At 72.6% G+C, this 26,220-nt stretch carries 28 protein-coding genes; 11 read left to right on the forward strand and 17 right to left on the reverse strand.

Annotated features, from left to right (window positions below):
- Positions 1–67 precede the first annotated feature (67 nt).
- The 6 genes from ccsB to hemL all read right to left on the reverse strand — a co-directional run bounded on the left by ccsB (position 68) and on the right by hemL (position 6,526).
- Positions 68–1,210 carry a c-type cytochrome biogenesis protein CcsB gene (gene ccsB, locus ACFUK0_RS14655; protein WP_380249890.1) on the reverse strand — a complete coding sequence of 381 codons (1,143 nt, stop codon included), beginning with the start codon at positions 1,208–1,210 and terminating at the stop codon, positions 68–70.
- A 3-nt stretch (positions 1,211–1,213) separates the two neighbouring features.
- Complete coding sequence (locus ACFUK0_RS14660) at positions 1,214–2,959, reverse strand: cytochrome c biogenesis protein ResB (RefSeq protein ID WP_380249892.1); 1,746 nt, start codon at positions 2,957–2,959, stop codon at positions 1,214–1,216.
- Between the two features lie 2 nt (positions 2,960–2,961).
- Entirely contained in the window at positions 2,962–3,669 is a 708-nt protein-coding gene (locus ACFUK0_RS14665; protein ID WP_380249946.1) for a cytochrome c biogenesis CcdA family protein, read from the reverse strand.
- 62 nt (positions 3,670–3,731) lie between these two features.
- Entirely contained in the window at positions 3,732–4,340 is a 609-nt protein-coding gene (locus ACFUK0_RS14670) for a TlpA family protein disulfide reductase (RefSeq protein ID WP_380249894.1), read from the reverse strand.
- A 101-nt stretch (positions 4,341–4,441) separates the two neighbouring features.
- On the reverse strand, positions 4,442–5,089 hold the full coding sequence (locus ACFUK0_RS14675) for a histidine phosphatase family protein (protein WP_380249948.1): 648 nt from the start codon (positions 5,087–5,089) through the stop codon (positions 4,442–4,444).
- A 111-nt stretch (positions 5,090–5,200) separates the two neighbouring features.
- Positions 5,201–6,526: a glutamate-1-semialdehyde 2,1-aminomutase gene (hemL, locus tag ACFUK0_RS14680; RefSeq protein WP_380249896.1), complete on the reverse strand. Its 1,326-nt coding sequence runs from the start codon at positions 6,524–6,526 to the stop codon at positions 5,201–5,203.
- Positions 6,527–6,850: 324 nt separating this feature from the next.
- Between hemL and ACFUK0_RS14685 the strand changes: the two genes are divergently transcribed.
- Entirely contained in the window at positions 6,851–7,474 is a 624-nt protein-coding gene (locus tag ACFUK0_RS14685; protein ID WP_380249898.1) for a hypothetical protein, read from the forward strand.
- Positions 7,475–7,578: 104 nt separating this feature from the next.
- Here ACFUK0_RS14685 and ACFUK0_RS14690 read toward each other — a convergent pair whose 3' ends face one another.
- Positions 7,579–8,754: a tyrosinase family protein gene (locus ACFUK0_RS14690; RefSeq protein ID WP_380249900.1), complete on the reverse strand. Its 1,176-nt coding sequence runs from the start codon at positions 8,752–8,754 to the stop codon at positions 7,579–7,581.
- Positions 8,755–8,896: 142 nt separating this feature from the next.
- Between ACFUK0_RS14690 and ACFUK0_RS14695 the strand changes: the two genes are divergently transcribed.
- Positions 8,897–10,522, forward strand: a complete 1,626-nt coding sequence (locus ACFUK0_RS14695) for an MFS transporter (RefSeq protein WP_380249902.1) — start codon at positions 8,897–8,899, stop codon at positions 10,520–10,522.
- Positions 10,523–10,573: 51 nt separating this feature from the next.
- Here the strand turns inward: ACFUK0_RS14695 and ACFUK0_RS14700 are convergent, their stop codons facing one another.
- Together ACFUK0_RS14700 and ACFUK0_RS14705 are read right to left on the reverse strand one after the other, a co-directional pair.
- Positions 10,574–10,921: a nuclear transport factor 2 family protein gene (locus tag ACFUK0_RS14700; RefSeq protein WP_380249904.1), complete on the reverse strand. Its 348-nt coding sequence runs from the start codon at positions 10,919–10,921 to the stop codon at positions 10,574–10,576.
- Positions 10,918–11,517 (reverse strand): TetR/AcrR family transcriptional regulator, encoded by a 600-nt coding sequence (locus ACFUK0_RS14705; RefSeq protein ID WP_380249906.1) that lies wholly within the window; start codon positions 11,515–11,517, stop codon positions 10,918–10,920. The genes ACFUK0_RS14700 and ACFUK0_RS14705 overlap by 4 nt, the downstream gene beginning before the upstream one ends.
- Before the next feature lie 322 nt (positions 11,518–11,839).
- Between ACFUK0_RS14705 and ACFUK0_RS14710 the strand changes: the two genes are divergently transcribed.
- Positions 11,840–12,157 carry a hypothetical protein gene (locus ACFUK0_RS14710; protein WP_380249908.1) on the forward strand — a complete coding sequence of 106 codons (318 nt, stop codon included), beginning with the start codon at positions 11,840–11,842 and terminating at the stop codon, positions 12,155–12,157.
- 53 nt (positions 12,158–12,210) lie between these two features.
- Positions 12,211–13,494 carry an extracellular solute-binding protein gene (locus ACFUK0_RS14715; protein ID WP_380249910.1) on the forward strand — a complete coding sequence of 428 codons (1,284 nt, stop codon included), beginning with the start codon at positions 12,211–12,213 and terminating at the stop codon, positions 13,492–13,494.
- 14 nt (positions 13,495–13,508) lie between these two features.
- Here ACFUK0_RS14715 and ACFUK0_RS14720 read toward each other — a convergent pair whose 3' ends face one another.
- Positions 13,509–14,336: an alpha/beta fold hydrolase gene (locus ACFUK0_RS14720; RefSeq protein WP_380249912.1), complete on the reverse strand. Its 828-nt coding sequence runs from the start codon at positions 14,334–14,336 to the stop codon at positions 13,509–13,511.
- A 77-nt stretch (positions 14,337–14,413) separates the two neighbouring features.
- On the opposite strand from ACFUK0_RS14720, the gene ACFUK0_RS14725 reads away from it, so the two are divergent.
- The 3 genes from ACFUK0_RS14725 (at position 14,414) to ACFUK0_RS14735 (ending at position 17,164) form a co-directional block, all read left to right on the forward strand.
- The gene (locus tag ACFUK0_RS14725) at positions 14,414–15,013 is read left to right on the forward strand and encodes a sigma-70 family RNA polymerase sigma factor (protein ID WP_380249914.1); all 600 of its coding nucleotides are present in this window, start codon (positions 14,414–14,416) and stop codon (positions 15,011–15,013) included.
- A gap of 61 nt (positions 15,014–15,074) precedes the next feature.
- Positions 15,075–15,848, forward strand: a complete 774-nt coding sequence (locus ACFUK0_RS14730) for an aminotransferase class IV family protein (protein WP_380249916.1) — start codon at positions 15,075–15,077, stop codon at positions 15,846–15,848.
- A 434-nt stretch (positions 15,849–16,282) separates the two neighbouring features.
- On the forward strand, positions 16,283–17,164 hold the full coding sequence (locus ACFUK0_RS14735; RefSeq protein WP_380249918.1) for a hypothetical protein: 882 nt from the start codon (positions 16,283–16,285) through the stop codon (positions 17,162–17,164).
- 2 nt (positions 17,165–17,166) lie between these two features.
- On the opposite strand, the gene ACFUK0_RS14740 is transcribed toward ACFUK0_RS14735, so the two are convergent.
- The 7 genes from ACFUK0_RS14740 to ACFUK0_RS14770 all read right to left on the reverse strand — a co-directional run bounded on the left by ACFUK0_RS14740 (position 17,167) and on the right by ACFUK0_RS14770 (position 24,253).
- The gene (locus ACFUK0_RS14740; protein ID WP_380249920.1) at positions 17,167–18,948 is read right to left on the reverse strand and encodes a hypothetical protein; all 1,782 of its coding nucleotides are present in this window, start codon (positions 18,946–18,948) and stop codon (positions 17,167–17,169) included.
- Between the two features lie 49 nt (positions 18,949–18,997).
- Positions 18,998–19,834, reverse strand: a complete 837-nt coding sequence (locus tag ACFUK0_RS14745) for a nucleic acid/nucleotide deaminase domain-containing protein (protein WP_380249922.1) — start codon at positions 19,832–19,834, stop codon at positions 18,998–19,000.
- Between the two features lie 87 nt (positions 19,835–19,921).
- A complete protein-coding gene (locus ACFUK0_RS14750; protein WP_380249924.1) occupies positions 19,922–20,530 on the reverse strand; it encodes an SUKH-4 family immunity protein in 609 nt (202 codons plus the stop codon).
- 52 nt (positions 20,531–20,582) lie between these two features.
- Positions 20,583–21,731 (reverse strand): nucleic acid/nucleotide deaminase domain-containing protein, encoded by a 1,149-nt coding sequence (locus tag ACFUK0_RS14755; RefSeq protein WP_380249926.1) that lies wholly within the window; start codon positions 21,729–21,731, stop codon positions 20,583–20,585.
- A complete protein-coding gene (locus ACFUK0_RS14760; RefSeq protein ID WP_380249928.1) occupies positions 21,728–22,393 on the reverse strand; it encodes a hypothetical protein in 666 nt (221 codons plus the stop codon). The genes ACFUK0_RS14755 and ACFUK0_RS14760 overlap by 4 nt, the downstream gene beginning before the upstream one ends.
- Before the next feature lie 137 nt (positions 22,394–22,530).
- Entirely contained in the window at positions 22,531–23,796 is a 1,266-nt protein-coding gene (locus tag ACFUK0_RS14765; RefSeq protein WP_380249930.1) for a hypothetical protein, read from the reverse strand.
- A 217-nt stretch (positions 23,797–24,013) separates the two neighbouring features.
- Positions 24,014–24,253: a chaplin gene (locus tag ACFUK0_RS14770; protein ID WP_380249932.1), complete on the reverse strand. Its 240-nt coding sequence runs from the start codon at positions 24,251–24,253 to the stop codon at positions 24,014–24,016.
- 223 nt (positions 24,254–24,476) lie between these two features.
- Between ACFUK0_RS14770 and ACFUK0_RS14775 the strand changes: the two genes are divergently transcribed.
- The 4 genes from ACFUK0_RS14775 to ACFUK0_RS14790 all read left to right on the forward strand — a co-directional run bounded on the left by ACFUK0_RS14775 (position 24,477) and on the right by ACFUK0_RS14790 (position 26,162).
- Entirely contained in the window at positions 24,477–24,728 is a 252-nt protein-coding gene (locus ACFUK0_RS14775) for a chaplin (protein WP_380249934.1), read from the forward strand.
- A gap of 295 nt (positions 24,729–25,023) precedes the next feature.
- Positions 25,024–25,266 (forward strand): chaplin, encoded by a 243-nt coding sequence (locus ACFUK0_RS14780; RefSeq protein ID WP_380249936.1) that lies wholly within the window; start codon positions 25,024–25,026, stop codon positions 25,264–25,266.
- A gap of 110 nt (positions 25,267–25,376) precedes the next feature.
- Entirely contained in the window at positions 25,377–25,655 is a 279-nt protein-coding gene (locus tag ACFUK0_RS14785; protein WP_380249938.1) for a chaplin, read from the forward strand.
- A 156-nt stretch (positions 25,656–25,811) separates the two neighbouring features.
- Entirely contained in the window at positions 25,812–26,162 is a 351-nt protein-coding gene (locus ACFUK0_RS14790) for a hypothetical protein (RefSeq protein WP_380249940.1), read from the forward strand.
- Positions 26,163–26,220: the final 58 nt, after the last annotated feature.

A 26,220-nucleotide genomic window follows, 5' to 3' on the forward strand; every position in this document is an offset into this window, starting at 1 on the left:
GCACTGCTCACCGCGACGGCCCGGGCTTCCGTCCTGCGGAGCGCCGGGCCGTCGGACCGTACGACCGTCAGACGCCCGCGTACGAGTGCTTTCCGGTGACGAAGATGTTGACGCCGTAGTAGTTGAACAGCCAGCAGGCGAACGCGGCGAGCGCCAGGTAGGCGGCCTTGCGGCCCTTCCAGCCGGCCGTCGCGCGCGCGTGCAGGTAGCAGGCGTAGGCGACCCAGGTGATGAACGACCAGGTCTCCTTCGGGTCCCACTCCCAGTACTTGCCCCAGGCGGCCTCGGCCCAGATCGCGCCCGCGATGATCGTGAACGTCCAGAGCGGGAAGACCAGGGCATTGATCCGGTACGAGAGCTTGTCCAGGGTGGACGCGGCGGGCAGCCGCTGCCAGACCGAGGCCGAGGTGCGGAGCGGGCCGGTGGTCAGGCCGGCCGCGACCCGCTTGTCGTAGGAGTCCTTGCCGAGGTACAGCGCCGTGGTGATGAAGGCCGCGTAGAAGGCGCCGCCGCAGAAGATCGCGGTGGAGACGTGGATCGCCAGCCAGTACGAGTGCAGCGCCGGGACGAGCTGCTCCGAGTCGGTGTAGAGCACCGTGGTGGCCAGGCCCAGCGTCAGCAGCGCGGCCAGGGTGACCGGCAGGCCGAGCCAGCGGGCCTGCTTCCGGGACACCAGCAGGCCGAGGAAGGCGAGCACCATGGTGAGTGCGAAGGCGCAGGAGAACTCGTACATGTTGCCCCACGGCCAGCGCATCACCGACAGGCCGCGGGCTACCACGGCGGCGATGTGCAGCAGGGCGCCGAGGATCGTCAGCGAGATGGCGATCCGCCCGGCCAGGTCGGCCTTCTCGCTGCCGCCGGCCGCACCCGGGCCGTCCGGCTCCTCGGTGTCGCCGCGGCCGCTGGTGACGACCGTCGCGCCCTCGCCCGCGAGGGCGGTGCGGGTCAGCGTGGTGGTGCCGCCGCCGGCCGCGGCGACCGTGACGGTGACCTGCTTGGCGGCCTTGGCCGGCTTCGGGGCGGCGGCCGCGGCCACCGTCTCGGCGAGGCTGGACTGCTCGGACGACCGGACGGCGACCGCGCCCTTGCTGCCGAACGTCCACTCGAACATGTAGGCGAACATGGCGATCAGGTACACGGCCATGGCCGAGTAGATGAGCTTGTTGGAGAGGTCGGCCAGGCTGGGGTCGACCGCCGAGGCGAGATGCACCGTCTACTCCTTGGAGTTCTGGTCGGCAGGAACAGCGGGTTCTGCGGGGTCTTCGGGTACTGCGGAGTCTTCGGTTGCCGCGGGGCCGTCGGGCGCTGCGGGGCCGTCGGGTTCGTCGAGGGCCGGGGCGTCGTCCTGGAGGTCGACCGCGAGTTCGGCCAGCTCCTCCGCGATCCGGGCGGACTCGCTGCGGGCCAGCCCGGCGAGCTCCACCAGGGTGACGCCGTCCGGCGTGGTGACCGCCCGCACCCAGATCCGCCGGCGCTGCACGAACAGCGAGCCGACCAGGCCGAGGATCGCGCACACCGCGCCGGCCAGCGCGACGGCGTTGCCCGGGCGGTGCGAGACGTTGAAGCTGGCCCACTGCTGGTAGCCGTCGAAGGTGATCGTCCCGTAGCCGTCCGGGAGGTTCCAGCCCTCGCCCGGCTTCAGCTTCTGGGCGGCGATCTTGCCGTCCTGGCTGAGCTGGGTCATGCCCTTGGGGTTCAGCTGGTAGACGTTCTCCGGCAGGCCGGAGTCGCCCGCGTCGCCCACGTAGGCGTTCAGCACCAGCACCGGGTCTGCGTCGCCCGGGAAGAGCGAGCGCGGGCCGGTGGTCGCGTCGAAGTTGGAGGGCGCGGTCGGCAGGAAGAAGCCGGAGAAGGCCAGCTTGACCTTCTTCTGGTCCTTGTCGCTGAAGCCGTAGTCGGACACCTTGATCACGCCGGTGGACGTGAGGTTGGCGTCCTGCGGCAGGAACGCGGTGGGGCCGGAGTACACCGTCTCGCCCTTGGCGTTCTTCACCGTCACGACCGGGGCGTAGCCGTGGCCGATCAGGAAGACCTTGCTGTCGCCGATCTCCAGCGGGTGGTTGACCTGGATGTCGCCGGCGGTCAGCTTCGAGTCGTCGCTGCCCTTCCAGTACCGGATGTGCGCCGTGAACTCGCGGGCGCTGCCGATCTGGTCGCCGGTGGTCTGGAACCGGGAGGTGAAGCTGTCCAGCTTGAAGCCGAACGCGTCGAGGTCCTCCGAGTCGTAGAACGCCGAGCCGGTGAAGTCGTCCAGCTGGGTCATCGTGTTGGAGAAGCCCTGCTTCTCGATCACCAGCTTGCCGCCCTGGCCGCTGGCGAGGCTCGCCCAGGCGAACCCGGCGAGCAGCGCGAACAGCGAGAGGTGGAACAGCAGGTTGCCGACCTCGCGCAGGTAGCCCTTCTCGGACGCCACCGAGCCGTCGGCCAGGTTCGCCCGGAACCGCCGCCTGCGCAGCAGCCGGTGGGCGGCGGCGTTCACGGTGTCCGCGTCCGCGTCGGTGCGCCAGGCGGCGTACACCGGCATCCGGGTCAGGTTGCGCGGGGCGGCCGGCGGCTGCGCGCGCAGCACGCCGACGAACTGCCAGGTGCGCGGGATGATGCAGCCCGCGAGCGAGACGAACAGCAGGATGTAGATCGCCGAGAACCACACCGAGCTGTACACGTCGAACAGCTGGAACTTCTCGTAGATCGGCGCGGCCGTGGTGTGCACGGCCTTCCAGGCCTGGACCTTGAAGGCGTTCTGGCCGTTCTGCGGGATCAGCGAGCCGGGGACGGCCGCCAGCGAGAGCAGGAACAGCAGGATCAGCGCGACCCGCATCGAGGTCAGTTGGCGCCACATCCAGCGGAACCAGCCGAGGATGCCTATGCCGGTCGGGCCGTCCGACTCGACCGGGGCGCTGCTGAGGCGCTCGGCGGTGGTCTCGTCCGGCTCGGGGGGGCGGGTCTCGGTGTTGCTCACGGTCAGATTCCGATCGAGAAGTCGGCGGTCCAGGACTGCATCTGCTGCACCATCGAGTCCCAGGCGCCGGTCACCAGCAGCAGGCCCACGGCGACGAGCATGCCGCCGCCGATCCGCATCACCAGCGGGTAGTGCCGCTTGACCCAGCCGAACGCACCGAGTGCCCGGCGGAAGGCCAGCGCGGCCACGATGAACGGTACGCCGAGGCCGAGGCAGTAGACCGTCACGAGCAGCGCGCCGCGGCCCGCACCGGCCTGGTCGGCGGAGAGCGTCAGGATGGTGCCCAGGGTGGGCCCCATGCACGGGGTCCAGCCGACCCCGAAGACGATGCCGAGCAGCGGCGCCCCGGCCAGGCCGATCGCCGGCCGGCGGTGGGTGCGCACCTCCCGCATGCTCAGACCCGGCACCAGGCCCATGAAGGCCAGGCCGAGGACGACGGTGGCCGCGCCGAGCACGATGTCGAGCGGGCGCTTGTGCGCCTGGATCGTGTCGCCGAAGTAGCCGAAGAGCGCACCGGTGGAGACGAACACGGCGGTGAACCCGAGCATGAACAGCACGGCGCCGAGCAGCATCCGGCCCCGCTTGCCGCCCCGGGCGTCGGCGAGGTCGGCGGCCGAGAACCCGGTGACGTACGACAGGTAGCCCGGCACCAGCGGGAGCACGCAGGGCGAGAAGAAGGAGAGCAGGCCGGCCGCCAGTGCCACCGGCATGGCCAGCAGGATCGCGCCGCTCTCCACCGTCGTCGTCGGGTCGCCCAGGGCGATCAGGGCACTCACTTCGGCTGCTCCGCCATGACCGGCGCGAGCATCGCTTCGAGCTTGTCGCTCTCCAGCGCCTTCATCGACCGGGCCGCGAGCTTCCCCTCACGGTCGATCACGATGGTGGTCGGGATCGACTTCGGGTTGAGGCTGCCCTTGGGGAACTTGAGGATCTGGGTGCCGTCCGGGTCGTACAGGCTGGGGAAGGTGACACCCTTCTCCTGCTCGAACCGGATCGCGTTCTTGGGGTCGATGTCCCGGGTGTTGATGCCGAGGAACTGGACGCCCTGGTCCTTGTACCTGTCCCAGATCTGCTGCAGCTCGGGGGCCTCGGCCCGGCACGGGTTGCACCAGGAGCCCCACACGTTGAGCACCACGACCTTGCCCCGGTAGTCCGAGAGCGAGACCTTGGCGCCCTCCAGGGTGGTGCCGGAGATGTCCGGCGCGTCCTGGCGGTGGCCGGCCGCGGCGACGTCCGGCGCGCCGCCCTTGCCGATGATGAAGCCGGTCTGCGCGTCCGTGCTGCCTGATGATCCGGACGACGAGCAACCGGTGAGGACGAGCGCGGCAGCGGCGGTGACGGCTGCGGCGAGACGGAGGCGGGGGCGCGTCGTGCCAGACATGTGAAAAGTTTCGCATGACTCCCCGGACAGGTTTCGGGGGGTCCGACCTTGCGTGTCGGACCCCCTCTGACCTGCACCCGAGCCGTGCCCCACCTGGACGGTCAGGCCCCGAAGCTCTTACCGACCGGCTTGTCCTTGCCGCCCTTGCCGATGAGGTGCGCGGGCAGCAGGTCGCGGGCCGGCTCGCGATAGCCGACCGAGACGATCCGGTCGCCCTCGTAGGTGAAACTGGTCAGCGAGGCCAGCGAGCACTGCCGCTTGCGCGGGTCGTGCCACAGCCGGCGCTTCTCCACGAACGAGCGGACCGTCCAGATCGGCAGCTGGTGGCTGACGCAGACCGCCTCGTGCCCGCGCGCCGCGTCCCGGGCGGCGGCCAGCGCCGCCGACATCCGCACCGCCTGCTCGATGTACGGCTCGCCCCAGGACGGCTTGAGCGGGTTGGTCAGGTACCTCCAGTACCCCGGGTTGCGCAGCGAACCGTCGCCCACCCCGAAGGTCTTGCCCTGGAAGATGTTGTCCGCCTCGATCAGCCGGTCGTCGACCGCGATCTCCAGGCCGTGCACCTTGCCGATCGGCTGGGCCGTCTCCTGGGCCCGCTCCAGCGGGGACGCCACCACGTGGGTGATGTCACGCCCGGCGAGGTCCTCGGCGACCCGGTCGGCCATCTGCCGGCCGAGCTCGGACAGGTGGTAGTCCGGCAGGCGCCCGTACAGGACGCCCTCCGGGTTGTGCACCTCGCCGTGCCGCATGAGGTGCACGACGGTGATCTCTTGGGCGCTCACTTCAAGTTCTCCTGGCAGGCTGCTGGAACGGGCTGGGTGGGCTGGACGGGCTGGGAATCGGTGGGGCCGGGCACTCGGCTACGCGGCCGGCCGGGCCTCGGCGGCCGCACGGGCGGCGGCCGGCAGGGCGGCGGCGATCCGCTCGACGGCCCGCTCGTCGTGGGCCGCCGAGACGAACCAGGACTCGAAGGCGGACGGCGGCAGGTAGACGCCCTGGGCCAGCATCGAGTGGAAGAAGCCGGTGAAACGGTACGCCTGCTGCGTCCGCGCCTCGTCGTAGTTGGTCACCTGCTCCTCGGTGAAGAACACCGAGAACATGTTCCCGGCCTTCTGCAGCCGGTGGGCGACGCCCTCCTTGGCCAGCGCCTGCGACACCAGGCCGGACACCTCCTCGGCGACCCGGTCCACGGTCGCGTACACCTCGTCGGTGCAGCCGCGCAGCTGCGCCAGGCCGGCGGCGGTCGCGACCGGGTTCCCCGACAGCGTGCCCGCCTGGTAGACCGGGCCGGCCGGGGCCAGGTGGCCCATCACGTCCGCGCGGCCGCCGAAGGCCGCCGCCGGGAACCCGCCGCCCATGACCTTGCCGAAGGTGAGGAGGTCCGGCGCCCAGCCCTCGTGCGCGGCCTCCAGGCCGTACCAGCCCGCCCTGGAGACGCGGAAGCCCGTCATCACCTCGTCGGAGACGAACAGGGCGCCGTTCTCCCGGCAGAGCCGCGCCAGACCGCCGTTGAAGCCCGGCAGCGGCGGGACGACGCCCATGTTGCCCGGCGAGGCCTCGGTGATCACACAGGCGATCTCGCCCGGGTGCGCCTTGAACGCGGCCTCGACCGCGGCCAGGTCGTTGTACGGCAGCACGATCGTGTCGCCCGCCTGCGCGCCGGTGACCCCGGGGCTGTCCGGCAGGCCGAACGTGGCGACGCCGGAGCCGGCCGCCGCGAGCAGCGCGTCCACGTGGCCGTGGTAGCAGCCGGCGAACTTCACCACCTTGGCGCGGCCGGTGAAGCCGCGGGCGAGGCGGATCGCCGACATCGTCGCCTCGGTGCCGGAGGACACCAGCCGGACCTGCTCGACCGGCGCGATCCGCGCGACGATCTCCTCCGCCAGCTCGACCTCGCCCTGCCCGGGCGTGCCGAAGGACGTGCCGTGCGACACCGCCGCCCGGACGGCGTCGATCACGGCCGGGTGGGCGTGGCCCAGGATCATCGGCCCCCACGAGCACACCAGGTCGACGTACTCACGGCCGTCCGCGTCGGTGAGATAGGGCCCGCTCCCGGACACCATGAACCGCGGCGTGCCGCCGACGGCGCGGAAGGCGCGGACCGGAGAGTTGACACCGCCGGGGGTGACGACCGAGGCGCGGTCGAACAACGACTGGGACTGAGGTGCTTCGTAGGGGTAGCTCACCCGGACATGGTCTCAAATCGTGTCCTTCACCTCTGCATGTCGGACCCGATCATCTGGAACGATGATCCGTGTGCCGTTGTCTGTACGGTTGTCCGTACAGCAGGGGCGCTGAGTGCTGCCTTGACCGGAGAGGTCAGACTGTGCGCACATGCTGTGCACAGGGACTGCGCGCCCGCGGCTGCGGGCAGCAGTTTTTATCGAGCAGTCGGAACGGGTTGAGCGGCGGCCGTGTACGGGTACGCAGCGCATTGAGGGGTAAGGGGCACGTCCGGGAGGGACGCCGGACGTGTGGGGGTCTGTCGATTCCGGCGAATTCCGGTGAGGATGGTCCGAGTGTCCGAGGCGCAGGACGGCCACGACGAGATCGCGCGTGGCTCCCGCCGGTCCGCCAGGGCTGCGCGCGGGGGGACGGGAGCTGGTACGGGTGCAGGTGGCAGTGGAAGACGGGGTGAGGGACGCGTGGGGGTGACCTACAAGTACTTCGGCGCACCCGATCGCGCCACCGCCGCCAGAGTCCCCACCGCGCTCGGCCCCGGCGGCCTCGGCCTCGACGCGGGCGAGCTCGGCGCGCTCGGCCGCCTCGGCGACCTGATGGAGACCAGCGGCTCCCCCAACGGCCACCTCTCCACCAAGATCAAGCCGGAGACCATGAGCGCCATGGTCCTCACCGGCATCCAGGGCGTCCCGCTCCACCAGGTCCCGCCGCTGGAGCTGGTCGTCCTGCACCCCGACTACGCCGTCGTCCAGCTCCCGCACATCGTCGTCGAGCCCCTCCGCAAGGCGGACGAGACCGAACTCGGCGCCGCCGCCTTCATCTGGTCCACCGTCCCCGACCGCCGGGGCCCGCGGGACGCCTTCGTGATCTACAGCATGCTCCACGAGTGGCAGGACTTCGCGAACCGCCTGCACGACGCGGGCCACCAGCTGTACTGCCTGGTGTGGCCCTGAGCCGACGCCCCACCCGCTCCTGAGGATCCGTCAACCGCTCCTGGGCGGGCGGGGGCGGCGGGGCCGCGCTCCGAGGTGCCCGGCCCCGCCGCCCGCCGGTCCGGTCAGCCCTTGGGCTCCTCCCAGATGTCCCGCTCGGGGATGCCCGCGGAGTAGATGACCGCCTTGCCGTGGAAGGTGACGTAGCAGCGGCTGCCGGGGTTGCCCGCGGTCTGCGAGCTCCACCTCCGGTTGCCCTCGTCGTCGTACACGACGAGGTCGCCGTCCGGCTGCATGATCAGCCGGCCGGGGGCTCCGGGCAGCGGGCCGCTGCTCCACAGCAGCCGCCGGTTGCGGACGTCGGCCAGCACCAGGGCGCCCTGCAGCGTGTAGCCGAAGGTGTACAGGAGGAGCTTGCCGTCCCGGTACTCCAGGGAGTCACCGGGGTTGAGGACGTCGCCCGGGAGCATCCGGTCGCCCTCGGCGACCGGCCCCTCCGTGTCGTACAGGTAGTCCAGGCCGCGATGGTCGAGGACGCTGCCGACGGTGGTCGCGCCGCCCCAGGGGATCATGGAGTCGTCCGGGTTCTGCCCTTCCGGCCCGTTTCCCTGCGGCTCGTAGGGCAGATCCTGGTTGTACTGCCACTCGGCCCACAGGCGGTCGGTGTTGGCGTGGTGCAGGAAGAACACCGGGTCGTTGGGCGAGCTCAGCGGGAGCATGTGCCCGCCGACCCACTGGTGCACCCGGTTGTGGATGTTCGGCCCGATCCCGCCTTCGAGGTAGTTGCGGAAGCTCGGATCGCTCGACCCGTCCCACGGCGGTGAGTCGTAGGGGGTCACCCCGAGGCAGTCGGAGACGTCCTGCGCGCTCGGCAGGCTGTCGATGTGGACACCGAACTGCCGGGTGAGTTCATCGGCCTCGATGCCGAGCCGGAGGCACTTCCAGTGGTCCTTCGCCCCGGCGAACTCCCCCGTCGTCACCACGTTGTCGCCCGGCCGCCCGTTCCCGCCCATGAAGTCGTCGCCCCAGATGGACGAATTCGGGCTGTTGTCGACCGTCCAGTCCCAGTACGGCAGGGTGATGGCCGGGTTGACGCTCTGCAGGTCCAGTTCGAACCGCCGCAGGAACTCCCGGTGCCAGGGGAGGAAGCTCGGGCCGCCGTGGCCGTAGTAGGCGATCTCGGCGTGTTCGGTGATGTAGTTGTCGTACACGCCCCTTTCCTTGAGTTTCAAAACCGTCTGGACGTACTGCTCCTTCTCCTTGCGGCTCAGCATGGCCTGGTTCCTGCGGACGAGAGGCATGGTCGCTCCCTGGTGTCCTGCCGTGCGCATTCCTTGCGCGCGGGATTCCGAACCCCCGATTCAGGGTCGGCCCCGACACCTCGTGCGGCAACAGGGAAACGGCCGGGGGGCGGGCCGCCGGAACTGCTGGGACGATGCGTCCATGGCACCCGGATCACGCACATCGGAGGGTTCGACGCCGGCGGGGATCGTGCTGCTGGCGCTCGCGGCCGGGCAGTTCCTGATGGCGCTCGACAGCTCGGTCATGAACGTCTCGATCGCCACGGTGGCCGACGACGTGGGCACGACCGTGACCGGGATCCAGGGGGCGATCACGGCCTACACGCTCGTGATGGCGATGTTCATGATCCCCGGCGGCAAGGTCGGCGCCCTCATCGGCCGCAGGCGCGCGTTCATGATCGGCTGCGTCGTCTACGGCTGCGGCTCCCTGACGACGGCGGTCGCCCCGAACCTGCCGGTGCTGCTGTTCGGCTGGTCGTTCCTGGAAGGGATCGGGGCGGCGCTCATCCTGCCCGCGATCGTGGCGCTGGTCGCCGGGAACTTCGCCCCGGAGCGCCGCCCCGCCGCCTACGGGCTGGTGGCCGCCGCGGGCGCCGCGGCGATCGCGGTCGGGCCGCTCATCGGCGGCGTGGCGACGACGTACTTCTCCTGGCGCTGGGTCTTCGCCGGCGAGGTCGTGATCGTGCTCGGCATCCTGGTGCTGACCCGTCGCATCGCCGACGCGCCGGCCGACCGGCGCCCCCGGGTCGACCTCGTCGGCGCCGTGCTCTCCGCCCTCGGGCTCGGGGTCTTCGTCTACGGGGTCCTGCGCTCCAGCGAATGGGGCTGGTTCCTGCCGAAGCCCGGCGCACCGGCCTGGCTCGGGCTCTCGCTGGCCACCTGGCTGATGCTGGCGGGGCTGCTGCTGGTCCGGCTCTTCCTCCGCTGGGAGGCCCGCCTGGTGGAGCAGCACCGGGAGCCGCTGGTGGACCCGGCGCTGCTGCGCAACCGGCAGCTCACCGGCGGCCTGACGATGTTCTTCTTCCAGTACCTCGTGCAGATGGGCGTCTTCTTCGTCGTACCGCTCTACCTGTCGGTCGCCCTCGGCCTGTCCGCGCTCGCGACCGGCGCCCGGATCCTGCCGCTCTCGCTGACCCTGCTCGCCGCCGCGATCCTGATCCCCCGGCTGCTGCCGGACGTCTCGCCACGGCGGGTGGTGCGGCTCGGGATCCTCGCGCTGCTCGCGGGCGCCGTCGTGCTGCTGGCCGCGCTCGACGCGGACGCGGGGGCGGAGGTCGTCACCGTCCCGTTGCTGCTGATCGGGCTGGGCATGGGTGCGCTGGCGTCCCAGCTAGGAGCGGTCACCGTGTCCGCCGTGCCCGACGAGCAGAGCGCGGAGGTCGGCGGCATCCAGAACGCCGTCACCAACCTCGGTGCCTCGATCGGCACGGCGCTCGCCGGGTCGATCATGATCGCCACGCTGACGACCTCGTTCCTGACGAGTGTCGAGCAGAACCCGGCGATCCCGGACGAGGTCACGAGCCAGGCGGCCGTCCAGCTCGCCGGCGGCGCGCCCTTCCTGTCGGACAGCCAGCTCACCAGCGCCCTCGACCAGGCGGGCGTCAGCACGGCCGTGGCCGATGCCGCCCTGGACGCGAACGCCGCGGCGAGGATCGACGGCCTGCGCGCCGCACTCGCCGTCCTCGCCCTCAGCGCCGTCCTCGCCCTGTTCTTCACCCGGCGGATCCCGACCACCCAGCCGGGCGGCGGCAAGCAGGCCGGGGCCTGACCACTCCGCCCGGCCGGGCCGGCCCATGCCGCTCCGCTCACACAGGTCCGCTCACGCGGGGAGGAAGAACCCGGTGATGTCGGCGAGCCGGCCGTCGCGGTGGAGTGCGGTGCTCACGCCCGCCATGGCGGTCTCGCCCTGCTCGCCGACCTGGGTCCAGCGGGCGAGCGACCGGTCGTGGTGGTCGAGCACCTCGTCGATGCGGAACCGGTGGCCGGGGAAGGCCTCGGCGAATCCGGCCATGTAGGCGGCGAGCCCGGGCAGGCCGCTGACCTCCGTTCCCGGGTCGCGGTAGGCGACCTCGTCGACGGCGACCGCGCCGAGCGCGGCGATCCGCTCGCCGGGGCCGGCGGACCAGCAGGCGGCGTAGTCGTTCCAGAGCTGCTGTGAGTCGGTCATCGCTGTTCCTCGTTCTGCTCGGGGCCGATGGACGCCATCGCGCCATCGGTGACGGTGTGCAGCTTGGTGTGGGGGGTGCCTGCCCGGACCAGTACCAACAGGCCCTGATAGAGCGCCAGCAGGTGGGCGGCAGTCGTCCCGATGTCCGATCCGGCCGGCAGCCGGCCGAGTGCGCGGGCCCGGGTCAGGGCGTCCGCGAAGCCGGACTCGATGGTCTCCAGGCCGCGCCGGACGCCTTCGGCGGCCTGCGGGACGGTGAAGCACTCCACGGCCGTGTTGGTGAGCAGGCAGCCCGGGTCGGGATCGACGCCGGTCTCGAACGCGGTGGTGAAGAACGACCGGATGCCGGCCAGCGGGTCGGCCGGCTCCAGGAGGTGGGTCCGGACCCGCCCCTGCACCACCTGCTCGTTGTAGGCGTCCAGGGCGGCGTGGAACAGGCCGTCCTTGCTCCGGAAGCTCCGGTACAGGCTGCCCGGGTGCAGGCCGGTCGCCTCCTCGATGTCCCGCAGCGAGGCACCCTGGTAGCCGCGGTGGCGGAACAGCCGCATGGCGGAGGCCAGGACCTCGGTACGGTCCCAGAGCTGTCTGCGTCCCACCGGAACCTCCATAGTTGAACGATCGCTCACAAAAAATAGCACGCGCCGGGGCCGACCGCACCGGGCAGGGCCCGCGGTCGGACACCCCCGGATTACCTTGCAGAAACTTTCTGCAAATCTGCAAGAAGCCTTGACGCCCCCGGGCCCGCGAGCGAGGGTCTACCTACGAGCCCCTGGCCGGAGCCGCCGACCACCCGCATCGGGCGGCCTCCCCGCTTCCCCCGCATCCGCGTGCACTCAGGCAGGCACCACCCGGCCGCCGAGCGCCCGACCCGCCCACCGGGGCCCTCCGCACCACCGACCGCCCCGTCCAGGAGTCGCCATGGCCCTCGGCCACGCCCCCGCAGTCGCAGCCGCCCCCGCAACCGGCGGCCTCCCCGCCCAGCAGCAGCACTCCGCCCGCACCGCCACCGCCGCACCGTGGAGCAGCCCGGCCGTCGCGCCCCCACTGTGGGTGGTCACCATGCCGACCACCCTCCGCGACGGCCGGGCCGGCACCCAGAGCTTCGCCGTACGGGCCCGCATCCTCCAGGACGCGATCATCGCCGCCGTCGCCTGCTCCGGCACCGACCACGCCCTCCTGCACCGCCGCGGAGCCCGCATCGACCCGCTCCGGGCCTCCGCCGTGCTGCACCACTGAACGGCCGCGCCGCGCCCGGCGACCTCCCCCACCCGAGCAAGGACCCCCATCCCATGCGTCGTGCCCTCACGGCCCTCGCCCTGACCGCGGCGGCCGCCGCCGTGCTGAGCGCGTGCAGCTCCGGCGCCGCCGGCCCGGCCGCCCCCACCGGCCCCGGCCCCGTCACCATCACCTGGTGGGACACCTCGGACGCGGAGAAGGAGGCGCCGGCCTACCGCTCCCTGGTCGCGGACTTCGAGAAGGCGAACCCGGGCATCAGGGTCGCCTACACCAACGTGCCCTTCGACGGGGCCCGGGAGGAGTTCAAGGCCGCCGCGGGCACCTCGGACGCCCCGGACGTCCTGCGGGCGTACGTCGGCTGGACGGCGGACCTCGCCAAGTCCGGCGACCTCGCATCACTGGACGGCACGGTCGCCGCGGCCGACAGCGCGAAGTTCCAGCCGGCGCTGATCGAGCAGGCCACCTACGGCGGGAAGCTCTACGGCATTCCGCAGGTCACCGACACGCTGGCGCTGATGTACAACAAGGACCTCTTCGCCAAGGCCGGCATCGCCGCCGCCCCCGCCACCTGGGACGAACTGCGGGCGGACGCCGGCCTGGTGAAGGAGAGGACGGGCGTCGACGGGTTCGCCTTCAACCCCCAGGACTACTACGCGATGCCGTTCCTGTACGGGGAGGGCGCCGACCTGGTCGACGTCGCGGGCAAGCGGATCACGGTCGGCTCGCCGGCCGCCGTCGCCGGCATCGACACCCTCCGGGGCCTGCTGGCCGCCCCCGGCGTCGCCGGGCTGGACACCACCGAGAACGCCTACGCCACCGTGATGGACGCCTTCAGCAACGGCAAGGCCGCCGCCGTCCTCCAGGGCCCCTGGGAGACCGCCGCCCTCCTCGGGAGCCCCGCCTTCCCCGACGGTGCCAACCTCGGCATCGCGGCCGTCCCGGCCGGCGGCGCGGGCCGGCCCGGATCGCCGCTCGGCGGTCACAACCTCGTCGTCAACGCCACTTCCGACGCCGCGCACCGCGCCGCCGCGCAGAAGTTCGTCGCCTTCATGACCTCGGCGGGCTCGCAGGCCTTCGCCGCGGCCAGGAACGCGACCATGCCGACCCGGGACGACGCCTACACCGCCGAGGTCACCACCGTCCCCGGCCTGGCCGGTTTCCGGGCGCTGCTGCCGACGGGCCGGGCCCGCCCCGCCCTGGCCGAGTACACCCTCCTGTACGAGCCCTTCGGCACCGAACTCGCCAAGATCCTCGCCGGCCAGGAGGACACCCGTACCGGCCTCGCCAACGCCGCGGCCGAGTCCGCGAAGCTGGTCCCGGACTACACGGCGCCCTGACCGGCCGGGCGCCGCTACGCCAGGAACGCGGCCGTGGCCGCCAGGAACCGGGCGGGGTCGTCGACCCACGGGTAGTGGCCCGCTCCCGGCTGGACGACGAGGGTGGCGGCGGGGACGAGGGCGGCGAACCCGGCCACCGAGCGAGGAGGGCTGTTCAGGTCGAACTGCCCGGCGAGCAGCAGGACGGGACCGCGGTGGGCGGCGAGCGCGGCGCGGGTGGCCCCGGGGTCGAAGGCGCCGTCGGCCGCGAAGTGGGCGACGGCGTCCCTGTTGGTGGGCTCGGCGGCGGCGAGGTGCCGCCGGGCCGCCGCGTCCCACCGGCCGCAGAGGAAGGGCCGGACGGCCGCCCAGTCGCTGCCGGTGCCCCCGGCGATCGCCTCCAGTGCGGCGAACGCCTCCGGGAACCACGGTTCGGCCGAGCGCAGCCGGGCGAGTTCGCGTCTGGTCTCCGCGGTGATCTCGATGCCGACGGCCCGGGTGCTGGGGGTGATCAGGGCGAGCCTGCCGACGTGCTCCGGGAAGCGGGCCGCGTACTGGGTCGCGATGCCGGCTCCGGCGCAGTGGGCGAGCAGGTCCGTCCGGGGCAGGCCGAGGTGTCGGCGCAGTGCCTCGATGTCGTCGACCTGGCGGTCGCAGCGGTAGCTGGAGACGTCCTCGGGGATCGCGGAGCGGCCGGTGCCGCGGAGGTCCGGGACGATCAGCCGGCGGTGGGCCGGCAGACCGCCGAGGTCGCCGAGGTAGGCCGGGTCGGCGGGGCCTCCCGGGATGCAGAGCAGCGGGTCGCCGGCTCCGTGGACGCGGTAGGCGAGCCGGGTTCCGTCCGGTGCGGAGAAGGTGGGCATGACGGGGATCCTGCCAGCCATAACCGGGTTGTACAACCTGGTTATGACGAGGGGTGCCCGGGGTGTATAACCGGGTGGTGACAGGCGACCAGAACAGGCACCGGGCCCCCGAGGCGCTCACCGAGGAACAGGCCGAGCGGATGCTCGCCGGCATGAACGAGGTCATCCGCGCGGGCGAGGAGATGCGCAGGCTCCGCGCCGAGATGATCACGCTGTTCGCCGGCTTCGGCTGGACCCAGGACCGGATCGCCCGGCTCACCGAGGTGAGCCAGCCCGCCGTGTCCAAGCAGGTGGCGAAGTACCGGTCCGCCGACCCGGCGCCCCCGATGGACCTCTCGCTCGACCAGCCCGACACACCGTGGCTCGAAGGCCGCCTGTGGGGCCTCGCCGAGGAGATCGCCGAGACCCTCGACCCGGCCCGCTGCGCCCGCCACGTCAACGCCGTCGCCCGGGGCAGGAAGCGCTTCACGCCCCGGAGCGTGGACGAGCTGCGGCGCCTCGTCGAGGCGGACCTGAGGCTGCACCGGGCAGAGCTGCCCGCCGGCTACCGGGCCGCGTACGACGAGATCAGCCGCGGGCTCGACTCCCCCGCGAAGACGGTCGGCAGCGGGTCGGCCTCCGTGCGCCGCACCCTCGCCCAGCAGATCCAGCGCGACCGGCTCGGCGGCACCGCCTGACCTCCTGACGGCGCGACGGCCCGACGGCGCGACGGCGCGACCGGTCCGGCATGCTGGCCGGATGGCTGAACTCAACGGCGTTCCGGTCGGGCCGGACCAGCTCCAGGCCCTGGCGCTGACCAACTACGGGCACTTCACCTCGATGCGGGTGGAGGACGGCCGGGTCCGTGGCCTGGCCCTCCACCTGGCGCGGCTCGCCCGGGACTGCCGGGCGGTCTTCGGCACGGAGCTGGACACCGACCGGGTAAGGGAGTTGGCCCGGCGGGGCGCGCCGGACGCCGGGGTGGCCGTCGTCCGGGTGACGGTGTTCGACCCCGCCCTGGACGTGGTGCACATCGGCGCCACCGCCGAACCCCGGGTGCTGGTGACGGTGCGTCCGGCGGGCGGCCTGCCGATGGGGCCGCTGCGCGCGCGGTCGGTGGAGTACGTACGCGACGCACCGGAGATCAAGAGCGTCGGGCTGTTCGGCTCACTGCGGCAGCGCCGGGCGGCGCAGCAGGCCGGGTTCGACGACGCGCTGTTCGTGGACGCCGAAGGGCGGGTGTCGGAGGGCGGCACCTGGAACATCGGCTTCGTCCGGGGCGGCGAGGTGGTCTGGCCGGAGGCGGACTGCCTGGTGGGGACCACCATGGAGCTGGTGAAGCAGGTGCACGCGTGCAGCACGGTGCCGGTGGCACTGGCGGAGGTGGCGGGCTTCGACGCGGCGTTCGCCACCAATGTCGCGTTCGGCGTGCGGGCGGTGTCCGGCGTCGACGGCGTGGAACTGCCCGGAAGTCACCCGGTGATCGACCTGCTGCACGGTCGGTACATGGCCATTCCCGGCGACCCTCTGTAGGGCGGGAATGCCGAACAATCGTCAATGGCAAGGGAATTGACTGATTGTCGGAATATTATTGCCATGCCTGACGGACCGTATTATGAAGAATGACCCCGAACGTTTCGGTCCGGGGCCACCCATCACAGCCGGGCGTCTCTTCTTGGCAGTTGCGTCGCCTGGCCCACATACAACGGCTCCCAGTATGCCCGGTCCGCAGAGTGATGCCCAGCCGTTCCGCCGTTCGAGGCGGCCGGCGGAGCGGCTGCGGCGCAGGTGTACGGGGCCAGGAGGCCCACATGCAGAGCATGGTGACAGCAGAACCCCGGGGCGCGTCGACCGGGGAGGGGGCGCGCGGCGGCGGCCGCGCTCCAGATCGTCGGGACCCCTCACAGCGGGGGACGTCGGTGGCGCACAGCTTCCGGACAGCGCTGACCTGGCGGTGGTCGGCGAAGATGCCGAGGCCCCTCGGCGGCGGATTCCTCAAGGTGCTGCAGAGCCTCAGCGCGCTCGCCAACGAGGACGGGGTGGTGCGGTTCCGGCGCAGCGGCGACGGAATTCCGCTGGGACGGATCGCGGACGGGGCGCGCTGCGACGTGAAGGACGCCCGGCGCTACCTGCGGGCGGCGATGGCGGCGGGGCTGGTGAAGATCGTCGGCGAGGCCCGGAAGGGCTTCGCGGTGGTGTACGCGCTGCTGGTGCCGGGCTGGGAGCCGGACTGGACGGCGGCCGTGGACTCGCTGGCGGACTCCCGGCGCAAGCGGCGCCGGGCGCCCGGCCGGCCGGTGTGGGCGGACGAGGACTGGGCCGGTCAACCGTCCGACGAGGAGTCGCAGTTCGGGGAGGACCCGGGGGGCGCGCACCCCGGGGAGGGCAGGGGGACGGTACCCCCGGGAGGTGAGGGGGGCGGCCCCCCGGCCACCCAGGCGGTTCCCCACGGCGGTGGTTCCCAGGCGGAGATTCCGGTCGTTGCCCACGTGCAGGCCCCCCGCGCGGGTACCCGCGTGACGCGCGAAGCCGAGGAACAGGCGCGGCAGTGGCGGGAGTTCGCACTGGCGCTGCCCGTCGACCTGCGGCTGGCCGCCGTCGACCTGCCGCTGCGCCACCCGTCCCGGCTGGCCGCCGTCGCGGCGATGAGCGAACGCGGTCTGACGCCGGCCGAGTTGGCCCGGCACACCGGGCGCGGCTGGTACTGGCCGGACACCGCCCCGAAGGCCCTGCTGGTCGCCCGGCTGGACACCGTGCTGGCCGGGCCGCCCGCCCCCGCGCGGACGGCGGCCCAGGCGGCGGCCAGGGCGGCCGTCCTGGCCGCCACCCAGCGGGGACCTCGCCGGTGAACTCAGCGGGCGGCGCCCCCGTCGGCCCGGACGGCGAGCAGGCCGTCCGGCAGGCCCACCGCGAGCAGCCCGTCGGCGAACGCGAGCGCGTGGACCGGGGACCCCGGACGGAAGTCCAGGGCGCGCCCGTCACCGGTCAGACGGCGCACCCGGACGAGCCCGTCGGCCCAGGCCGCCGCCACCGCGAGACCTGCGGCCGTAAGGCCCGCGGCGACCGCCGTCACCGGCACGTGGCGCCGGTCGGAGGGCTCCGCCATCGGCTCGGAATCCGGGCCCCAGAGCCGCACCGCGCCGTCCAGACCGCCCGAGACCAGCAGCGGGACGCCGCCGTCCGCCGTGGCCGCGAGGGCCGTCACCGGCCCGTGGTGCAGCTCGCGACTCGTCACCCGGCCATCCTCGGACCAGTGCACGCCACCCGCCGCATCACCCGCCGCCGGCCCGGCACCCGGCAGCTCCGGCGCGGCCGCCAGCACCGTCAACCCGGCACCCGCGACGGCCCGCAGGCCGTCCAGGGCGGCGCCGAGCGCGTACGGTTCGAAGCCCTCGGCCGGGCGGTCCGGGGCGACGATCGCGGCAGCGCCCCAGGCGTCCAGCAGCAGCACGCTGCCGCCCGGCGTCACCGTCAGCGCGCGCAGCGGCTTCGGCCCCGGCACCACGACCGTGCCCTGCGGCTGTCCCGTCCCCGCCAGCACCGCACGGACGGCCCCGTCCGGGTCGGCGACGAGCAACTGGCCGGCGTACGGCCCGCAGCCGGTGCTCAGAGCCGCCACGGCGCCCGTCCGCCACCGCGCCCAGACGCCCTGCCAGCCCGCCTGCGGCGGGTCGAGCCGGGCGGCGGCCGCATCGTCCCGGCCGAGCAGCCGGCTGCGGAGCACCGCCGCCCGCACCGCCGGATCGTCCTCGCCGGCCAGCGCCGGACCGGCCTCCGCCCAGGCGGCGGAGACGGTGGTGGGCGCGGCGAGGCCGGCCAGCGCGGCCGTCACCGCGAGCGGATCGCCGTGGACCAGCAGCAGCGGGTCGGCCGCGAGCGACGCCGGAGCGCCCTCGCGGGCCGCCGCGGCCCAGACCCGGGACAGCAGACCCGGCCCGGCCGCCAGCAGCTCCGGGGGGCCGCCCGGCACCAGCGCGAGCAGGTCGGCGAGGCGTTCCACGACCGGCGGCGGCGACGGCTGCCTCCCGGCGGCGGCGAGCGCCGCACCGGGGCTCGGGTACGCCGACGGATCGGCCCGCTCCGCCGCGCACCAGGCCTCGTAGCGGGCCCGGTCGGTCCACTGCGGGTCGTCCAGGTCCAGCACGGCGGGCGCGGCCACGGCGGTCAGCGCGGCGGCCTCCGGCGTGCCCTCGGACGCCTCGACCACCAGCCGCACACCCGGCATCCGCAGGAGCGGAGCGAGCAACTCGGCCACCAGGGCGCCGGGATCGGCCGCCAGACTCAGCTCCGGCACGCAGATCACCGTCCGGCGGCCGTCCTGCGCGACCGCCGCCAGCACGTCCGCCGGGGCGCGGGCGACCACGCCGAGCTGGCCGCCCAGCAGCCAGGCCGCGCTGTCGGCGGTCACACCGGCGGCCGGCAGCACGGCGTGCACCCGCTGCCCGGCCGGCGTCGCCGCCGACGTGCAGGCGAGCACCAGCCAGGCCAGCAGGTGACTGCGGCCCGATCCGGCCGAACCGGCCACCCGGCACAGCAGCGGCGCCTGCACGTCGTCCAGCCAGCCCAGCAGTGCCCGCCCGGCGGGCCGGCGGCCGGCCGCCAACTCCGGTATCCGGCGCCCGTCGTCACTCATGCCCTGCCCCCTGTCGTGGTGACCTGCCGAACCGCCCTGCCGGGCCGCGTCACCCGTCCTCGTCGGCGACGCTGAGCATCAGCGCCCGGACGGCGTCCTCGCGGGACTCGGCGGTGCTGCCGAAGTCGAAACGGTGGGTGAACTCCGCCTGCGGGAAGGCCTGCTGCATCCAGATCGCGCAGTAGTGGCCCGGCAGCAGACAGGGCTTCAACTCGCAGTACACCTTGGTGACCTGCTCGGGCTCGACCCCGGCGGCCTGCAACCGGTGCCAGACCAGCTCCTCCGGGTGCGGCAGGCCGGGCTCCGTCTGCTCGGAGACGATCTGCTTCCCGCCCTGCGCGTCGACGTACTCGAAGGCCGCCCCCGACAGCACGTTGAGCGGCAGCCGCAGGTCGTCCAGCACCCGGGGCCACCAGCTCTCGCGCTCCGCGAAGGCCTCCGGGTCGATCGCGACCAGAGTGCGGCGCAGTGCGAGGTAGTCCTCGAAGGCCGCGTCCTGACCGGCCCACTCGGTCGCCCGCCCCAGATGGGCGTCCAGTCGCAGCAGGCTCTCCGCGAAGGCCTCGACCGAGGCGTTGACGGCCATCTCCGGCAGATTCGTCCCCAGCACCACGGCCCGGACCGAACGGTCCGGCGCGAAGTAGAGCTGCGCCCCGCCGTCGGTGCCGATCCTCAGCTGTCCGGCCGCCTCCCCCGCCGAACCGCCCCCGATCCCGGCGTACTCGCCGAGCGACAGCGGGTCCGAGGGCACGGGCGCGGTGAAGTACCGCCCCACCTGCCGGGGCAGCCCCGGCTCGCGGAGCGGCCCGGCGGGCGCGACACCGAGGCCGCGCAGGCCGTCCGGCCCGAAGTGCGCCGTCAGTGCGGCGGCGAGGTTGTCACTCACGTCAGTACGGCTCCGGTCTTCCCTGCTGGCCCGTCGGGTGGGGAGTCGGCGGGGGCGGGGGCTCGGCCCCCGGGCCCCCGGCCGGGGTCAGTAGATCCCGGTCTCGTAGTCGTCGAGGATCGCCGGCCACGGGCTGCCCGGTGCCGACAGCGGCAGCGGGTCGCCGGCGGTGATGGCGGAGCGGATGCGCCGGGCGGCGGCGGGGCGGTCGATCTCCGCCTCGTCGTCATCGTCGTCGCCGTCGTCCCCGTCGTCGCCGAATTCGTCGTCGTCCCCGAATTCGGACTCCTCCGGGAATTCCTGGCCGATCAGCCGGAGGAGGGACGAGAGCGAGGAGACGTCGTCGTGCACGAGCACGTGACCGTCGCCGATCCCGAAATACACCCGGCCGTTCTCCAGGTGCACCAGGACGTCGAAGTCCTGGATCCAGCCGATACGCAGGAGGCGGCCTTCGGGAACATCCACGACGACAATGTCGGATTCACCGGAGACCGCGTCCCCGGCCACACCGGATTCACGGTCGGCCAATGCGCCGGAGATCGAGAAGAGACCGGCTGCGGGAATTCCGACGGAGGTGAGGAATTCCCGGGAGGATTCCTGCACCGGCAGGCCCTGCAGGGCCTCGCGGCGGGCCCGGCAGACCCCGGCCGGGCCGAAGTCGCGCAGCAGGTCACCGGCTTCGACGTCGAACTTCACGAGACCTCACCGTCCAGAGTCCACATAGCCGGAGAGGCTATCACAGCGGCCGTCATTTATGCCCCTTCCTGCGACGCTCCGCACGGTCCTCGAAATCATGCTGCCCCATGGTTCCCGAGCGGTCGCCGTTGGCGTGGTCGTCCTGGAGTTGGCGGCGGTACTCCTGGTGCGGCCCGTCGCGCCCGTCCTCGTTCGAGACGGAATTGTCGTAGGTCACGCCGTGGCTGTAGTCGATATTCGGATTCTGCCGGTGGAAATGGCGTTCGAGCCACCGGTCGCAGGTCGAGTCGGCCTGGCACGGTTCTCTTTCCGAATACAGTTCCCGGACGCCGCCGACCATTCCGCTGTTGATGATCGGATGCCCGATCGAGCGTTCCGAGTGGCTCCGCTTCCCGCTGCTCCGGCCGACCAGGATGAACTCGTTCCCGTCCGCGTCCCGGTGCCGCAGGGCGGCGTAGTTGCGGCCGCCGTACTCGGCCTTGCCCTTCTTGTTCTTGATCGCCTCCCGGACGTCCTCGACCGCGAGCGACAGCGGCGTCGGCCCGGTGATCGGCTTCGACGAGACCACCGCCGGGTCGCCGTCCGCCCGTGCGTGCAGGTTCTTGCGGGTCTCCTCGTCCGGGTCGTTCGCCCGGCGGCGCTGGGAGTCCAGCATCGTGTGGATGCCGGACCCGTCGGTGGCCGACACCGGGACGAACTTGCCGTTCACCAGCTGGCGGACCTCGCCGTTGTCGGCGACGTAGTACACCGGCGTGGCGGAGCGGTCGGGGCCGCGCTCCCCGGGCGGGGTCTGCCCGCCGGGGCCGCCCGGGCCACCGGAACCGCCTGGGTCAGCGGGGCCGCCCGGCCCCCCACCGGACTGCCCCGGCCCGCGGCCGGTGTCGTGGTCCTCGTTCAGGCTGTTGAGCCGGGTGCTGCTGTCGTCGTCGGTGCGGCGGGTGTTCTCGTGGTGGGTCTTCAGCTTCTTGTGGAAGCCGCCGACATGGTCGTCCAGCTTCCCGAGGCCGTCGTCCAGGACGTCCTCGACCCGGCCGAGCGCCGTGACGAAGCCGCCGAACATGCCCTGGCCGCCGCCGCCCCGGGCTCGTTTGCCCTTCCTGCTGCGGAAGTTGCCGTGGTGCTCCCGCATGGTGTCCTGGGTCCGCTTGAACCCCGTGACGGCGTTCTCGAAGTCGTCGTCGGACTCGACGATGTCGGTCATATCCCCGCCCCCTGGCGCAGGCTGTCGGTGCCGGCGCCGAGGCCGCCCTTCAGCGCCCCCGTGAGGTCCACGCCGTCGCCGGTGCCCAGGTAGGTGTTGAGCCCGTCGGTGGCGAGCTGCATGACCACGTTCTCGATCGCCGAGACCACGGCGTCCTCGATCACGCCGGTCGCGTAGTCGACGAGTTGCTGCTCCAGCTCGCGGATGAGCTTGCGGACCAGCTCCTTGCAGATCTGGGTCTCGGCCATGGCCGCCGCACCGGACAGGCCGAAGGTCACCACGGAGGCTGCGGCGGCGGCGGCTATCGAGGCGGCGAGGATGCCGAGTTCGACCACGACGGCGGCCTTCGCGATCTCCACCGCGACCGCCGCGCCGTCCATCACGGTGGCGAGGGTGCGCAGGGCGTCGGCGAAGTCCTGCAAATGGCCCTTCGAGGTCTTCTCCCAGGCGGCGGCGAAGGCCTCGATGGCCTCGCCCTGGCTCGACCCCCCGGTGAGGTGGTACGAGGCCTGGTTGCCGTCGGCCCGCATGTCCTCGATCCGGTCGGCCATCTCCCGGTAGTCGTCAGCGGATTCGCGGAGTTCGTCCTCGTCGATGTCCGGCCACTCGATCCCGATCAGGTCGAGTATCCAGACCAGTTCGCCCGGCAGCATCACGGACATGATCGCGTCGCCCCCATGACAGTCCCCCTTGCAATAAGACCGTTCATACTACAGACAGCTGACTCATCGACGGATGCCATGTCAAGGTCTCCTGCACGGTCACCTGCGGCACATCCGCCTCCGGCCGCCGGGGCCGGCTACGGCACGCCGAGCTCGAACAGGGCGTAGCCCGCGTACCAGCCGGCGGCGAGGGCGGGGAGGGCCAGGAGGCCGAGCAGGGTGGCCCAGGTCTGGCGGCGCAGGGCGTGGGCGACGCCGATGCAGAGCGGGAAGGCCGGGAGCAGGTAGCGGGAGATGTTGTCGAAGATCTGGTTGCTGCCGAGGGCGGTGATGATCGTCAGCAGGGTGAAGAGGACCAGGACCAGCGGTGGGCGGGTGCGCAGGAGCAGCACGAGCAGGCCCGGCAGGGCGATCAGCAGGGCGATCGCGATCAGGTCGGGGACGGGGTTGACCTGCCAGTGGTTCCAGTGGCCGGCCAGCACCTCGACGAAGGTGCGGGCGGTGGCGGCCCCGTAGTCGAAGTAGCGGTTCCAGGCTCCGCGCTGGAGCCGGAAGTAGCCGCCGTAGGTGTCGCCGACCCGGTGGCCGACCCAGCCGACGTAGCCGAGCAGGCCCCACGGGGTGACCAGTACGGCGGCCAGGGGGCGCGCAATGCCGTCCGTACGCCGGCAGAGCGCCACCAGCGCCGATATCGACACCACCGCTATCAGCACGGCGGCGGTCGGCCGGTTGAGCCCGGCGGTGAAGGCGAGCAGACCGGCGCTGAGCCAGCGGCCGGTCATCACGCAGTAGCAGGCCCAGGCGCAGAGCGCCACGAACAGGGAGTCGGAGTAGACCGCCCACTCGACGCCGGAGCCGGGCACCAGGCCCCAGAGCGCGGCGGCCAGCACACCCGTCCTGGCGCCGCCGAGCCGGGCCGCGACGGCGTAGATCCCGGCCGCCGCAACGAACGAGGACAGCACGGCGACCAGCATTCCGGCGCCGTACGTGCCGAGGCCGGTGCAGGCGGAGACGATCCGCATCAGCCAGGGGTAGAGCGGGAAGAAGGCCGCCGAGTTCTCGAACAGGGTGGCGTGCGGGAAGCCGTCCAGCGGGACGAGCCGGGGGTCGTACCCGTTGAGCGCGATCCGCTGGTACCAGATGCCGTCCCAGCTGCCGAGCACGTCCCAGGGGCGGGCGCCGCCGCCGCGCCCGGGGTTCTTGTCGGCGTAGTCACCGGTGTACGCGAGCAGGCCCAGGAAGACGGCGAGCCCGGCCGCCTTCACCACCGCGTACGCGGCGAGTGCGGGTGCAAAGCGCCGGACGGCGCCACAGGGTGCGGGCGCCGCCCCGGGCTCGGGCCCGGGCTCGGACTCGGCCGGACGGGCGGGTGCCTTGGGCAGTGTGCTGGCTGGTGTGCTCATGAACCCCGACTCCGCCCCCGCCGATGACCGCGCGGCTACGTACGCAACGTGCCGGGTGAGCTTACGACACGCCGCCACGGGCCCTGCGGGGCGGTGGCAGCGGCCGGGCGTGCGGGCGGGCGGACACGCACCGAGCCGCCGCCCACCCGCCAGGAGGAGGCGGGGGACGGCGGCTCGGAACTGACTGGACCGACCGGTCGGACAGAGCCGACGGAGATCAGCCGACGTTGGCGCAGCTGTTGCCGAACGCCGGGTTCAGCAGGCCGATGATGTCGACCGAGTTGCCGCAGAGGTTCACCGGAACGTGCACCGGGACCTGGATGTTGTTGCCCGACGCGACACCGGGAGAGCCGGCCGCGACACCCTGCGCCTCGGAGCTGGCCATCGCGCTGCCGGCACCGGCCGCAATGATGCCTACCACGGCGGCGCCAACGGCGGCGGTCTTCTTGATGCTCATATCGAGCCTCCTGAACGATCGAAGGTGGAGAGTGCACGGGGCGTGCATGATCTCCAACGAGGCCCCGGCAGGCGGGTTGCGTCCATCCGGCGGGTATCACCCGGACGGCGTACCCAGGGCATTCGGGTGATGAGCGAAGCCGACCGTTTCCCGTCGGGCGCCCCGTCGTTCTTCCTGGCGGAACACGCTTCATCAAGCCCTCTCAACGAAACGGGACGACACCATGCGCAAGTTCGCCCACGGCGTGCTCGGCACCGCGGCCGTCGCAGCCCTGCTGCTCGGCGGCGCCGCCGCCGCCTCCGCCCACGACGTCCGCGGCGCCTCGGCCCAGGGTGCCGCGGTCGGTTCGCCCGGCGTGCTCTCCGGCAACCTGATCCAGGTGCCCGTGCACGTCCCGGTCAACGTCTGCGGCAACTCCATCGGCGTGGTCAGCATCCTGAACCCGGCGTTCGGCAACGCCTGCGCCAACATCTGACCGAGCGCCGCATTCCCTCTGGACTCCCGGGAAATCCCCTTCCGTGCCGGACTTCCGTTCCGCACCGGGGGATCTCCTGGCCGCGCCAGCGCGCGAACATTCGCCGGCCGTGCGGCCATTGTTCGCCGAGCGCACGAAATGAGGCGGCCGCGCATCACCCGGGCCACGGGTGACAGGCGCGACTGAACCGCCGGAGTGACACATCACGGCGCATCCCGAACCAGCGGGCGATGATTCACATTCGCCCGGATCCCGACGGGATAATCCGCCGGGAAGACAATGGAGGAAGAACCCCATGCGTAACCTCAAGAAGGCTGCTGTCCTCTCCATGGCCGCCGCCGGCCTCGTGGTCGGTGCCGCGGGCGGCGCCGCCGCCAGCTCCACCGCCGAGGGCGTCGCCGCCGGCTCCCCCGGCGTGCTCTCCGGCAACCTGATCCAGGTCCCCGTGCACGTCCCGGTCAACGTCTGCGGCAACACCGTCAACGTGATCGGCGCCCTCAACCCGGCGTTCGGCAACCACTGCGCCAACGCCGGCTGAACCGGCTGTCGCCGCACCGGCGACAGCCCGTTTCACCGAGTCCGTGCCGCACCCCGCCACCGCGGGGTGCGGCACGTTCCTCCCGTGTGTGATCTAGGAGATCAACCACCATGCAGAACGTGAAGAAGGCCGCTGTCCTCACCGCCGCCGCAGCCGGCATGCTGCTGGCCGGCGCGGGTGCCGCTTCCGCCAGCTCCACCGCCGAGGGCGTCGCCGCCGGCTCCCCCGGCGTGCTCTCCGGCAACCTGATCCAGGTCCCCGTGCACGTCCCGGTGAACCTGTGCGGCAACTCCGTCAACGTGATCGGCGCCCTCAACCCGGCGTTCGGCAACAGCTGCGCCAACGTCGAGCTCCCGCAGGACCACCAGGAGCAGGAGGAGGACTGCTGATCACCGATCAGCACGACTCCTGAACGTACTGCCCCTCGGCCCGCCGGCCCTGGGGCAGTGCGTCGTCCCCGGTCCGTCCGGCCGATGTCACCGGCTCACCGACCCACCCGAAACCGAACCCGAACCCGACTCACCGACACCGAAGGGTAGGCCCCCATGGTCCTCAAGAAGAGCGGGGCCGGGCTCGCCGTCCTGGGCGCCGCGATGCTGCTCGGCGCGGGCACCGCGCACGCGGAACCCGCGCACCTCCAGCAGACGGACGTCGCCCCCGCCGTCGGCGGGCTGACCGGCGCCCTCGGCTACGGCGTCGCACCGGTCAAGGACCTGCGCCTCGACCCGTTCGCGCAGTCCTCCGCCGACGTGCTGAACAACGGGGTGGCCGTCCAGCCGGACAACTCCGGCCTGGCGCCGGTGAGCACGACCTCGGTGACCGGGCCGCTGAGCAACGGCGGCGGGGCCAAGGACCTGCCCGCGGTCGGCCCGCTGCTGGGCGTCCTGCCCGGCTGACCGGGCCCGGGAGCGCATGCCGCGGCCCGTTGCCCCGCCCGTCCGCGTGGACGGGCGG

Origin of the sequence: Kitasatospora sp. NPDC057223, from assembly GCF_042669755.1 — a bacterium.
Lineage (GTDB): Bacteria > Actinomycetota > Actinomycetes > Streptomycetales > Streptomycetaceae > Kitasatospora.